Origin of the sequence: Exiguobacterium sp. Leaf196, from assembly GCF_001423965.1 — a bacterium.
GTDB lineage: Bacteria > Bacillota > Bacilli > Exiguobacteriales > Exiguobacteriaceae > Exiguobacterium_A.
Genome location: NZ_LMPV01000001.1, coordinates 618,462 through 631,973 on the forward strand (window position 1 = coordinate 618,462; position 13,512 = coordinate 631,973).

Genomic DNA, 13,512 nt, shown 5'->3' on the forward strand with positions numbered 1-13,512 from the left:
ATAAACGATACGTTTTCAGGTTCATGTCCTAAAATGTATCGTTTTTTTATGTGGTTCATCTCATTTGTATCATCCCCTTTTTTTACCATGTGAACCTGATTTGTAAAGGTAAAATCAACAATGTAAAGCCAGTATTTGGAATTGGTTAAGTAGGTTAAATAAGACGGATGTCCGACCTATTTGAAAGGACTATTAGCTATAATCGAACCATGCTAAATTAATGAAGCAGTTAAAACTTCCTGGGGGGAAATCCATATGAAAAAAGCTACAAAACTTGTCATCGCATCGACATTGATCGCACCGATGCTCGTACCAGTCGTTCAAGTCAAGACACTTGCTGCCGACAACAGTGTCGTCAAGTTACGCTTCTTAGAAACAACGGATTTACATACGAACTCAATGAACTACGATTATTTCAAGGATGCACAGGACGAGACGATCGGTCTTGTCAAAGCCGCTACAGTCATCAAACAGCAACAAACGGAAGTGGGCGCGACGAACAGCTTCTTATTTGATAACGGAGATACTCTTCAAGGAACACCGTTTGGTGATTACGTCAAGAATCAGTACGACAAAGGAAACAAAGGCAAACATCCGATGTACGAATTGATGGAATACCTTGGTTATGATGCGGTCACGCTCGGAAACCATGAATTCAACTTCGGTCTTGATTTCCTTAAGTCAGCGATGAGTGCTTCGAGCGGTTCAATCAAGTTCGTCAACTCGAACGTATTGGATGCGGTCACGAAAAAGCCAATCGTCGCGGACTACAACAAAGATGGAAAAGACTATCAAATCATCGAACGTCAAGTCAAGGACCAGAACGGTGACATGAACACAGTCAAAGTGGGTGTGTTCGGAGTCGTCACGCCACAAATCATGGCATGGGATGCGGGGAACCTGACGGGGAAAGTCACGGCTGAAGATATCATCCCGACTGCTAAAGCAACAGCGAAGAAATTAAAAGATGCTGGCGCAGACGTTGTCGTGGCACTCGCACACACAGGTATCGGGGATACGACTGATCAAAAAGATGGTGATGAGAACGTTGGCTACGCGTTGACGAAAGTCGCAGACATCGATGTCTTGATGACCGGTCACCAGCATGGCAAATTCCCGGCAGCCGATTCGGCGTTTAATAAACTACCAAACGTTGATGCAACGAACGGCTTGATCAATGGCAAACCGGTCGTCATGGCGAACACGCAAGGGAAAAACGTCGGTGTCATCGATCTTCAATTGAAGCAAGTCGACGGGAAATGGGTCGTTGATACATCTGGCGCTAAATTAGCGGACGTGACGAAAGACACGACAGCAGATGCAGGTGCCGTCAAGTTGATCGAAAAAGCGCATGAAGGAACACTCGCTTATATTCGTCAAGAAGTCGGGACGATCAATGACGATATCCAGAGCTTCTTTGCCCTCGCGCAAGACGATGATTCGGTTCAGTTCGTGACGAACGCTCAAAAATGGTATGTCGAGAAACAACTCAACGAAAATGCGGATCTTGCGAAATATAAAGATCTCCCGTTGTTATCAGCAGGTGCACCATTCAAAACAGGTGGTCGTAACCAAGTCAACGCATCCGATTACACATTGATCAAAAAGGGACCGATCGCACTGAAGAACGTTGCCGATCTCTATGTTTATCCGAATACACTCGAAGTCGTCAAAGTAACAGGTGCTGACGTCAAAGATTGGCTCGAGATGTCTGCCGGTCAATTCAACCAAGTTGGTGGTGAGCAGACAGAGTTGTTGAACAAAGAATTCCGGAGCTACAACTTCGATATCCTCGATGGACTGACATATGAAATCGACATCACGAAACCGGCGAAATTCGATTATAACGGTGGTGTCGCCAATAAAGATGCAAGTCGTGTTCAAAACATCAAATATCAAGGAAAAGCCATCACAGACGATCAAGAATTCCTCGTTGCGACGAACAACTATCGCGCTGGTAGTGCGACGTTCCCAGGTCTTGGCGGCGGAAAGAACATCGTCTACAAATCGGCTTACGAAACACGTAACGTCATCTCGGACTTCATCAAAGCGAAACAACCGGTTGATTATAAAGCGGACGACAACTGGTCACTCGTCGCAAGCAAACCGATGACGGTCAGCTTTGATTCAGCGGCTGCAGCTGCACCGTACGTCAAGCGGTATGAAGGCATCACGAATACAGGTGTAACACGTCCGGGCGAGACAGGTACGTTCCTTAAATTCAACATGAACGTGCCGATGAAAGACTTCACGGTCTCGGCAAAAGCAGTTAAACCAGGTGCGAAAGTCGTTACTGGTCAAGCCGTTCCGGGCGCAACAGTCACGGTCAAACTCGGTGATAAAGTCCTTGGAACAGCAACAGCAAACGAAGCGGGTCAATATGAAGTCGTGACACGTCCGCTTAAATTGCGTGATCAGTTGACGATTGTCTCAGAACTCAGCTTCATGAAGACAGAAACGAACGTCACGGTCGGAACAGGTGTCGTTGCGACACCGGCGATCGATAAAAAATCAGCAGTTTACGGATCAACTATCCTCCGCGGTAAAGCAACGGAAGGTCTTGACGTGACGCTCTATAAAGGATCAACAAAAATCGCGAAAGCGAAAACGACGGCAAGCGGCTTCAAGATTGCGGTCAAAAATGGTCTAACGACAGGTACGTACACGGTCAAGTCGACAGACATCTCGAACAAGATCACGAAAAAGGCGTCGTTCACGATTAAGAACACGTATCCGGTCAAAAAATGGTCAGGCAAAAAGACGTTGACAGGTAAAGTCGAAAAACGACAAATCGTCCGCCTCTACCAAAAAACAGAGTCTGGTTATCAATTGATTGCTCAAGACGTGGCGGATCAGCACGGGAACTATGTCTTGAAGATGCGTAAGGCATTGACGAACGGCTCGTACAAACTCAACATCTATACAGCGAAAGATCATCTCGATCAGTCACGCTACTTCATCACGAAGTAATATCTCACACGGATGTCTGCATATGCAGGCATCCGTTTTTATTTGATTAGATATGCGCGTTGCGAAAGTAGAAACCGTTTAATGCGTTCGTACATGATTGCTTGTTCGACCGTCAATTGATCCGTCGCATGCGACATGTAGAGTCGTGACTTCACTGTAAATACATCGTCCGTAATGAAGGGAAGTCCCATCTCCCGACAAACGGAAACAGGAACGAAGCTGAAATACCGTTGCTGGAGTAAGGCGAGCTGAAGTGAGACATCATCGATGTAGTGCGTGGTATCGGCATAGATGTTCAGTTCCGCCATCTTCAATTGGATGAAGCGGTTGTAGTCCTTATTGTGGGAGGGAAACAAAAAGGCAGTCTCCGTTGCATCCGTATAGAGTGCTGTAATCGCTTCTTTCTCTGAATAGGAAGCAGGGTAGGTGATGACGATCTCCTCTTCCACGATTGGTTCACTCGTAATGAGCGGATGTTTGAGTTCCATGAAGCTGATTGAGAAATGGAATTCTTGATGAAGGAGACCGCTCAGGATTTCACGGTTCGAGAGGATGTCCGAGTTGAACAAGGGAGCAGTTTGTGGAAGAAGAAACTCCCGTAGAATCAATTGGATGAAACGACCATGTGAACTGGCAAGACTGAGTGGTGTTTTCGTTGATGCATCGTTTCGTACCATTCGTTCCTGAACACGTGTCAACTCGTGTTCGATTTTTTCGACAGACTGAAGTAACAGTCGACCATTGTCAGTCAAACTGATCGTTCTACCTTTTCGATGAAATAATGTCGTGTTCAATTCACGCTCGAGTTTCTTGATCGTCGCACTAAGGGCAGGTTGACTGATGAATAATCGTTCGGCAGCACGCGTCACGTTCAATTCCTCTGCAACGTGACGAAAATAATTTAAATGTAAGAGTTCCATGATATCCTCCTGACATAACCTATAGGTTATCAAAACATATAATTATATATATTTCTGTTTATGATGAAACTAGTATACCGTATATACCAGAGGTGATAGAAATGAAAATCGGAATTTACGGAGCAGGATCCCTTGGAACCATCATGGGAGCTTATCTAAGTCAACAGTATGCAGATGTCGATCTGATTGATACGAACCGCGCACATATCGAGGCACTGAACACAACAGGGGCACACGTCATTGGTCCGGATTTAACGCAAGCTGTTCATGCAATTCATCCGGATGACATCACAGAGACGTACGATATCATATTATTGCTGACGAAGCAGGTCTACAATGAACCGGTCCTCGCGAAAGTGCGGACGATCTTGAAGGAAGACGGCATTCTCGTCTCCTTGCAAAACGGTGTACCGGAAGAGTTCATTCAACAACAGATTCCAAGCGAACGTATCATTGCGGGATCCGTCGAGTTCGGAGCGACATACGTCGGACCAGGTGAGTCACGCCTGACATCAGATTACGAACATTTCAAGACGTATGCGATGCAAATCGGTGAACTGGACGGGAAGAAGACGGATCGGATCGTCCAACTGAAGGAAATCCTTGATCACATCGGTGGGACAGAAATCTCTGATAATCTACCGGGAACGAAATGGTCAAAACTCGTCATCAATAGTACGTTCAGCGGGTTATCCGCTGCGTGTAACGGTACGTACGGCGACGTTCTCGATCATCCTGTCTTGTTACGGGCAGCAATCCATACGATGCAGGAAGTCGTTGAGGTCGGTCACGCCCACGGCATCACATTCGCGCTGATGAGTACGTTTGAGCCGGCAGCTTACGCAACACTAGAGGATATCGATGAAAAACTGATCACCGTACCACAATTGATGCACGGGTCGCGTGACTTAGAAGCAAGCATGTTGCAGGACTTACAAAAAGGTCAACCGACCGAAATTCGTTTCATTAATGGGATCGTCACGATGTACGGCAACACGTACGATATCAAAACGCCGTTCAACTCGCTCATTCAAGAAATCGTCGAAGAAGCGCAAGCAGCGAAGACAGTTCCTGATTTTGAAACAAGTGTCGCACGCTTTGAAACATTATTGAATGCATAAAGGAGGGATTCAGATGAGACAGGAAGATGTACAAAATGTCGTCGCGACGCCGATCAATGCGCCGGTTTTTCCGGCAGTCGATATCTTCTTTCGGAATCGGGAATACTTGAACATCATCTATGAGACGGACATCGAAGCGTTACAAGCAGTCGTTCCGGAACCGCTTGAGGTGCTGAGCAATCAGATCAAGTTCGAGATCATCAATATGCCAGATAGCACCGGTCTTGGGAGTTATCTTGAGTGCGGGCAAGTGATTCCGGTTCGGTATCAAGGGGAAATCGGTGAGTTCTACCTATCGATGTATGTCAACAATCAGCCGGCGATCGCCTCTGGTCGAGAAGTAGCTGCTTTTCCGAAGAAGTATGGTTCACCCCGATTGTATCTCGACAATGATGTACTCGTTGGAACGCTTGACTATCATTCGCTCCGCGTTGCACAAGCGACGATGGGATACAAATACGTTCCGATGGCAGTCGAAGAGGCACAGTCAATTGTCGGTGCGCCGCAGTTCATGCTCAAACAACATCGCGGTTATCAAGGCGAGTTGATCATCTCTGAACTGACACGCAGTCAAATCACGGATCTTGAGATTAAAGAAGCATACCGTGGACCGGCTCGGCTTCAATTGTTTGAACATGTCATGGCACCACTCGCTGACTTCCCTGTTCGAAAGGTCGTCGATGCTCAGCATATCATCGCTGATCTCCGACTCGGTGGACCTGCGAAACTGTTTGATTATCTAAAGGACTAACACTTCTCTAACATCATATGTAGCAAAACGACCTCCAAAACGGATGGTCGTTTTGTTTTACCCTAAAAACTGGCATACTGAGATAAGAGGGGGAGACGATCATGCGACAAGTCATTGTGTTACCTTATCAATCAGAATGGGCGAGTGAATACGAGCGAGAAGCGGACCGATTACGAGAGGTGTTCGGAGTACGTCTTAAGCAAATCCATCATATGGGAAGTACATCAGTTCCAGGACTCGCGGCAAAACCGATCATCGATATCCTGCCTGTCGTCGATGCGCTCGAGGGAATCGAGCAGTTTGATGAACCGATGGAAGCACTCGGTTATGAAGCGAAGGGTGAATTCGGCATGCCGGGGCGCCGCTATTACCGAAAAGGCGGAGACGAACGGACGCATCACATCCATCTCTATGCGACGGGAGATCCTGATATCAAGCGCCATCTCGTCTTCCGGGATTACTTACGCAAACATCCAGAAGAAGCCGCTGCTTACGGGGCATTAAAGGAACAGTTAGCGACAACATATCCGCTTGATATCGAAGCCTATATCGCCGGTAAGGATGCGTTCGTCAAGGAACTCGAACTCCGCGCAATTGCTTGGGGGAACGCGCATGACTGACTGGGAACGTGCCCTCATTCGCCATGTCAGTGTTGGTGTAAAGACGTCGAAAGTCTTGTTTGAGAAGATCGAAGCAAAGGACTGGAACACGCAACCGATCCCTGGGAAGCGGACCGTCGGTGAAGTCGCCGTCCATCTCGCTGTATTACTTGAAGCCGATTTGATGCTCGCAGAAGGGGCGACGGCTGAAGCGATGCAGGCACTTTATGCGGAACCGGTCACGTGCAATCAGTTATCTGAGCGAATCGATCAAGCGTTTCGGGTCTATCAAGAAAAAGTCACGGCCGGATTTTCGACGCGTCCGACGTACTGGGGAGTTACCGATTCGATGCATGGTTGGGCGATTGAAGCAGTCGTGCATCTCTATCATCATCGATCCCAGTTATTTGATTACTTGAACATCCTTGGGTACGAATTAGAGATCTCGTTATTTGAATGAATGGAAGTAGGGATAGCGTATGGAATATATCGTCGAAACATCAGCCGGTCGATTTGATACCCGGTTGACGGGAAGCGGGGACGTCACATTCGTCCTCGATCACGGGATGATGTCGAATCGGCATCAGTGGGGTTGGCTCCGAACTGAATTATTGAAAAGGGGACGGGTCTTTGAATATTCGCGTCTCGGTTATGGGCGGTCGAGTCGTGGCAAAAACAAACGACTCTTTACACATCAAGCGGATGAGTTGGCAGATGTTTTACGGATGCTTCGAGTTGAAGGACCGTATGTCTTCATCGGTCACTCGCTCGGAGCCTATATTTCGCTCGCGAGTGGACGATTATTTGCAGACGAGACACGCGGCATCGTCTTGCTTGATCCGTCGCACCCAGATGTCGATGCGGCATTGCCGAACTGGTACGAACGAACACAAGAAGAGTGGAATCGATTCCTCTATTTTCTTAGTCACATTCGACCGATTGCTTGGATGATCCCTGACCGTTTGGGAAAAAAGATGTTCAGTGTCTTACCGGAGGCTGATCAATTGCCGATGTGGCAGCATTTTGCGGCACCTGGGCATTGGCGGGGAACGCTCGATGAATGGCAATCGGTAGAGGAGAACAATCAGATGATTCTTTCGTTGATCGAAGACGTGACGCAGCCGGTCCTCGTCCTGTCCGCTTCGAACTGGGCGGGTGGTATGCCAGAAAGTTGGTTGAACCCGGCATTGACCGAACAAATCAATGCGGCTCACGCTGCGTTCGCCGACAGTTTACCGAACGGAATGTATCATGTGATTGCAGATACGAATCATTACACGATCGCCGGATTTTCTTACGAGGCAGCGGAGCGGATCACGGATTTGATTGGCTCGACATGGGATTTACCGATTCAAAGTCAGTAGTAAGGTTACGCTTTTTCGTTTAGCTCGAATCGTTTTCCTGGGACAAGCATCGCGCCGGTACACTTCGTTGCAGGGTCGCTCCTGCTTGTATTTCCCTAGGAAGCGATTCCGAGCTTACAAAACGTTTCTTTTCTTGTGCTTCGGAATATCTGACGGAGCTGACTCTAAAGCCAGTATCTACAAAGAATGACGCGTCACACGCCACTCCTACAGGAAAAAGCGCATTATGCGCTGTCAGAGACAAACAAGATCCGCTTTCCTGCTTGAAGGAAGCAGGAAAACTGGCTTGTGTCTCGCCTGAGGAAAGGGCGTGAGAAGATGCGTCATTTTTTTGGAGTCAGCCCCGTCTACTCCTTGAGTCGACACTTATCGGCTTTTTTTAGGAAACAAAATAAATCGAAATCATTACGATTGACGTCAGTTAAAAAGTCGGTTACTCTATAAAGCGTAACGATTACGTTTTAGGAGATGGATGATGATGCAACCGATATCGATCACCGTTTTATCCGGTTATTTAGGATCCGGTAAAACGACACTATTGAACCATTTACTACATAATCGCGAAGGGCGCCGCCTCGCGATCATCGTCAACGATATGAGTGAGGTCAACATCGACGCGACATTGATTGAGCAAGGCGGATTCTCGCGGACGGAAGAGTCGTTCGTCACGCTCTCGAACGGCTGCATTTGCTGCACATTGCGTGATGATCTGTTGCTTGAAGTCAAACGCCTCGTCGACCAAGGCAATATTGACGGGATCGTCATCGAATCGAGTGGTATCTCGGAACCGATTCCGGTCGCCCAGACCTTCACGTATGAAGATCCGGACAGCGCAATCGATTTATCACATGTCACGAAAATCAATGCGATGGTCACGGTCATCGATGGGTACCGTTTCCTGAAGGACTTCGAATCCGGTGAGTCGTTGATCGAGCGCAGACAGGCAGTCGATGAGACAGACGTGCGCGAAGTCGTCGATCTACTCGTCGACCAAGTCGAGTTTGCGGACATCATCGTCTTAAATAAAGTCGATCGCCTGACACCGGAAGAACGCCATACCGTCATCGGCTATCTAAAGGCATTGAATCCAGTGGCTCGTCTGATTGAGACGATGTATGGTCAAGTCGATCCGACAGAGATATTAGACGTTGATCTATTTGACTTCGAACAAGCAGCAGCAAGTGCCGGTTGGATCCGCGAGTTGAATGCCGAAGCACATATTCCGGAAACGGAAGAATACGGGATCAGTTCATTCGTTTACAGGCGCGATATTCCATTCCATCCTGAGCGTTTGCTTGCCTTGATCGAAGATTGGCCGCAAGAAGTTGTCCGGGCGAAAGGATTCTTGTTCCTCGCGACACGTCCTGAGATGGCACTGTTGTTCCATCAGGCAGGATATGCGTCGAACATGGAATACGCCGGTCGCTTTGCATCAGACGAGGATCGACGGACGGAACTAGTCTTGATTGGGATCGGACTAGAACAAGAGAAGCTCGAAGCGTTGTTTGATGCGAGTCTCGTCCAGGAAGACGAAACAGACTGGGCATCTCTGAACGATCCGATACCCGGTCGTGAGATGTACGAAGAAAACTTTTTATAAAAGGTCAATCTTTAGAGAAACCGTATCTGCGGTTTCTCTTTTTTGTTATATTTTCATAGTGAATGGGAAAAGAATACTAGTGAAGGTATGTTAATTGAAGGAGGAAGGTCTGTGCGCAACCGGATTTTACAATTCGCGCTTGTATTTTTAGTCGCCGGCGGAATTATTTGGGGACTATATCAACTCGGCTATTTATTTTATGTCTTAACGATTTCAGCGACGGTTGTGCCGCTCGCCGTCATCATGATCATCTTCATCGAGAACCGGACAGCGGAATCAACGATCGCTTGGTTTCTCGTCCTGATTTTCTTACCGATTCTCGGTGTCATCATCTGGTTGATGTTCGGTCGGAATCCGCGGCGTCGCCGCCGGAATCGCCGTTCGCATGACGAACGGAAATTGCTGAAACAAGCGATTCGTCCAGTCCGGTCGCTTGCCGTCAGTGAATTGCCACCGAATCACTTGAAGCTTGCGAACACGATTCGCAACTTCGGTGGTGGCGGGGTGGACGTTCATACAGCAAGTGAGATTCTGACGAACGGGGAAGAGACGTTCCCGGCGATTCTTGACGCAATTCGTCAAGCGAAACATCACGTCCACATCCAGTACTACATCTATCGAAACGATGAGACAGGCAAGGCAATCCGGGAAGCATTGATCGAGCGACTCGAAGCGGGAGTCGAAGTGCGGTTCATGTATGACGGACTTGGAAGCTATATGCTTGGTGAGAATTTCCTACGTCCGTTACGCGACGCTGGGGCACATATCGCAGCCTATGATCCAATCTCGAGTCCCTTATTCATCTTCACGGCGAACTTCCGCAATCACCGGAAAATCGTCGTCGTTGATGGGAAGGTTGGCTTCACCGGTGGACTGAACGTCGGTGATGAATACGACAGCAAGAGTAAGAAGTTCGGGTTTTGGCGCGATACGCATTTACGGCTCGAAGGACGTGCCGTTAAGGAATTACAAGCGACGTTCCTCGATGACTGGATTTATGCCCAAATCGAATCGGACGACACATGGGAGACGTTTGCGGGGGAAGAGACAATCCACCAGTACTTCCCGAAACATGATGTTGCGTCCGACGGAGCGATTCAAATTGTCACGAGCGGACCGACCTCAAAGGATCCCGCGATTCGCAATGCCTTGATTGCGGCCATCATCTCGGCGCAACGCTCGATCTGGATTGCGACACCGTATTTGATTCCGGACAATGAGACGATGACGCTACTTCGACTTGCTGCACGTGCCGGGCTTGACGTCCGCATCCTGACACCGGGGAAAGGCGATAGTTTTACGTCTTACTACGGCACCCGTTCCTACTTTGGACCACTCCTGAAAGATGGGGTCAAGATTTACACGTACAACCGTCACTTCATCCATGCCAAACTATTTCTCGTCGACGGCAAGATTGGGGCTGTCGGAACGGCAAACATGGACATTCGCAGTTTTGTTCTCAACTATGAACTAATGGCGTTCCTGTATGATACGGAAAGTGCCGAGCAGCTCGAGCGTGACTTCATTGCTGATTTCGACGTCTCGATTCAGTTATCATCGAATGATTACGTCAAACGCCCGCTCCGCTTCCGGATTTTCGAGTCACTTTCGCGCTTGATTTCACCCTTATTATGACGTAACGTCCCGCATCTATTTTCAGGTGCGGGACATTTTTAGGTTGATTCTTCCTTGAAGTGGGAACATGAACTCTTATACACTAGATGTGTAATCGGTTGCACACTACTTAGCCTGGAAGGAAGTGAAAGGGACGGAAGTCCCGAACCCGTATGCGAACAATTGATGAATCCCATTTCTACACGCGCGACATGAAACCACAAGCACGACCAGACGCTATCATTCAAGGAGATGTCTACCGTTTCACGGTCTTGACGAGTCGGATGATTCGACTCGAATACGCGGCGGATGGACAATTCGAGGATCGACCGACCCAAACGGTCTTCAATCGTGATTTCCCGGTACCTGCTTACCGCATCGTTGAAAACGAGGAAGAATTGCAAATCATCACCGAGCACGTCCATCTGCATTATACAAAGGGACCGTTCGCTGCAAACACACTTTATATCGATGTCTTAGGGAACTTCAGTACCTATTACAGCCGTTATACGTTCGGCGGACCGCTCCGGACATTAAAAGGAACGGCACGGACGCTTGACCACGCGGACGGTGTCATTCCTCTCGAGGAAGGAATTGTCTCACGGCAAGGATACGCGGCGATCGACGATTCGAACGCCTTCGTACTGACGGAAGACCACTTCGTCGAACCGCGTCGCTCTGGTACGCATGACATCTATTATTTCGGATACGGTCACGACTACAAACAGGCACTGCGTGACTTCTACCACCTGACAGGACCGACACCGATGTTACCGCGTCAGGTACTTGGCAACTGGTGGAGTCGCTACTGGCGTTATAGTGAGAAAGAATATAAGGACTTGATGACACGCTTCAAGACGGAAGATATTCCGTTCTCGGTCAGCGTTATCGACATGGACTGGCACGTTACCGATATTCCGGAACGATACGGGAGCGGTTGGACGGGTTATACGTGGAACCGTGATTTGTTCCCGGATCCACGGGGCTTCTTGCAATGGTTGAAGGACGACGATCGGATGGTCACGCTCAACTTGCATCCGGCGGACGGTGTGCGTGGGTTTGAGGAAGCATACGAGGCGATGGCGGTCGCGATGGGTGTTGATCCCGAATCGGATGTCCGGATTCCGTTTGATTTTTCGGACCGGACGTTTATCGAGAACTACTTCACGAAGTTGCATCATCCGCATGAGGCGGATGGCGTCGACTTCTGGTGGATCGACTGGCAACAGGGTGCGAACTCGAAGATGAAAGGGCTTGATCCGCTCTGGATGCTCAATCATTACCACGCACTCGATATCGCACGTGATGGTAATCGACCGTTGATCTTCTCACGTTACGCGGGACCCGGAAGTCACCGTTATCCGGTCGGTTTCTCGGGTGATACGATCATCTCGTGGGCATCACTCCAATTCCAGCCGTATTTCACGGCGACGGCGTCGAACATCGGTTACGGATGGTGGAGTCATGATATCGGGGGTCACCAGCGCGGGGAAAAAGATGACGAGTTATCGACACGTTGGCTCCAGTACGGTGTCTTCAGTCCGATTATGCGTCTGCATAGTACGATGAGCATCTTCAATGGGAAGGAACCATGGCGCTATTCGACCGATGCGGCGAACGTCATGAAGAAATATTTACGACTTCGGCATCAGCTCGTGCCGTACATCTACACGATGAATGCCCGCAATCACTTTGACGGCTTGCCCCTCGTCTCACCAATGTATTATGAGCATCCAGAAGACGATCAAGCATACAATGTCCCGAATCAGTTCTACTTCGGAACGGAATTGATCGTCACGCCGATGGTCACACCGATGCACCGGAAACTGCACATGACGGCTGCGACTGCATGGTTGCCAGAAGGAGAATGGTTCGATTTCTTCAATGGGCACCGTTATCGAGGTGGCAAACAGATCCGTCTGTTCCGCTATCTCGAAGACCAAGGCGTACTTGCGAAAGCCGGTGCGATCGTCCCACTCGGTCGTCATCTCGAGCATTCGAATGCATTGCATAATCCGGACGATCTCGAAGTTGTCGTCTTCCCAGGAGCCTCGAACCGGTTTACGTTGTTTGAAGACGACAGCACAGGGATCGCACACCGCGATGGCGTCAATGTTGAGACGACATTCGCGCTCGACTGGGAAGCGCGTGAACTGACGATCGCTGCACCCACTGGACATCGTGACTTGCTACCGGAAAATCGGTCAATCACATTGATTTTACGCGGGGTCCGCGAAGGTTACGTCCAGCGCGACGGGGAAAGTGTCACCGGCGTCTATGATCATGCGACGCAGTCACTTCGTGTCGAACTCGGTGAAGTGACGGATACGATCACGTTGTCGCTCCAAGTCGAGATCTCGACGAACGAGAACAAGATGGACCGGTTGTATGCGTTCCTCGATCAAGCGGAAATCAGCTATGACCTGAAGGATCGTTTGTATCGTCTATTGTCACAAAAGCTCGATCCGGTCAACATGATGCACCAGTTGCAAGCACTTGAACTGGAGAAGGATCTTGTCGACTGCCTGCTTGAGTTGATGTTGTCTTAAAAGATTTTATATGCATGCAAAAAG

The 13,512-nt window shown here is 48.8% G+C and carries 10 protein-coding genes; 9 read left to right on the forward strand and 1 reads right to left on the reverse strand.

What is annotated here, in order from left to right:
- The first annotated feature begins 255 nt into the window (after nt 1-255).
- Nucleotides 256-2,970, forward strand: coding sequence for a bifunctional 2',3'-cyclic-nucleotide 2'-phosphodiesterase/3'-nucleotidase (locus ASG02_RS03200; protein ID WP_056060725.1), 2,715 nt, complete (start codon nt 256-258; stop codon nt 2,968-2,970).
- A 38-nt stretch (nt 2,971-3,008) separates the two neighbouring features.
- On the opposite strand, the gene ASG02_RS03205 is transcribed toward ASG02_RS03200, so the two are convergent.
- Nucleotides 3,009-3,890, reverse strand: coding sequence for a LysR family transcriptional regulator (locus ASG02_RS03205; RefSeq protein WP_056060728.1), 882 nt, complete (start codon nt 3,888-3,890; stop codon nt 3,009-3,011).
- 101 nt (nt 3,891-3,991) lie between these two features.
- On the opposite strand from ASG02_RS03205, the gene ASG02_RS03210 reads away from it, so the two are divergent.
- From ASG02_RS03210 to ASG02_RS03245, 8 genes are all read left to right on the forward strand, one after another.
- Nucleotides 3,992-5,011, forward strand: coding sequence for a ketopantoate reductase family protein (locus tag ASG02_RS03210; protein WP_056060731.1), 1,020 nt, complete (start codon nt 3,992-3,994; stop codon nt 5,009-5,011).
- A 13-nt stretch (nt 5,012-5,024) separates the two neighbouring features.
- On the forward strand, nt 5,025-5,762 hold the full coding sequence (locus tag ASG02_RS03215) for an acetoacetate decarboxylase (RefSeq protein ID WP_056060734.1): 738 nt from the start codon (nt 5,025-5,027) through the stop codon (nt 5,760-5,762).
- Between the two features lie 101 nt (nt 5,763-5,863).
- Nucleotides 5,864-6,382, forward strand: a complete 519-nt coding sequence (locus tag ASG02_RS03220; RefSeq protein ID WP_056060737.1) for a GrpB family protein — start codon at nt 5,864-5,866, stop codon at nt 6,380-6,382.
- Entirely contained in the window at nt 6,375-6,821 is a 447-nt protein-coding gene (locus tag ASG02_RS03225; RefSeq protein WP_056060740.1) for a DinB family protein, read from the forward strand. The genes ASG02_RS03220 and ASG02_RS03225 overlap by 8 nt, the downstream gene beginning before the upstream one ends.
- 19 nt (nt 6,822-6,840) lie before the next feature.
- The gene (locus ASG02_RS03230) at nt 6,841-7,725 is read left to right on the forward strand and encodes an alpha/beta fold hydrolase (protein WP_056060742.1); all 885 of its coding nucleotides are present in this window, start codon (nt 6,841-6,843) and stop codon (nt 7,723-7,725) included.
- A gap of 478 nt (nt 7,726-8,203) precedes the next feature.
- On the forward strand, nt 8,204-9,325 hold the full coding sequence (locus ASG02_RS03235; RefSeq protein WP_056061915.1) for a GTP-binding protein: 1,122 nt from the start codon (nt 8,204-8,206) through the stop codon (nt 9,323-9,325).
- A 111-nt stretch (nt 9,326-9,436) separates the two neighbouring features.
- Nucleotides 9,437-10,960, forward strand: coding sequence for a cardiolipin synthase (locus tag ASG02_RS03240; RefSeq protein ID WP_035408477.1), 1,524 nt, complete (start codon nt 9,437-9,439; stop codon nt 10,958-10,960).
- Between the two features lie 152 nt (nt 10,961-11,112).
- Nucleotides 11,113-13,488, forward strand: coding sequence for a glycoside hydrolase family 31 protein (locus ASG02_RS03245; protein WP_056060745.1), 2,376 nt, complete (start codon nt 11,113-11,115; stop codon nt 13,486-13,488).
- Nucleotides 13,489-13,512: the final 24 nt, after the last annotated feature.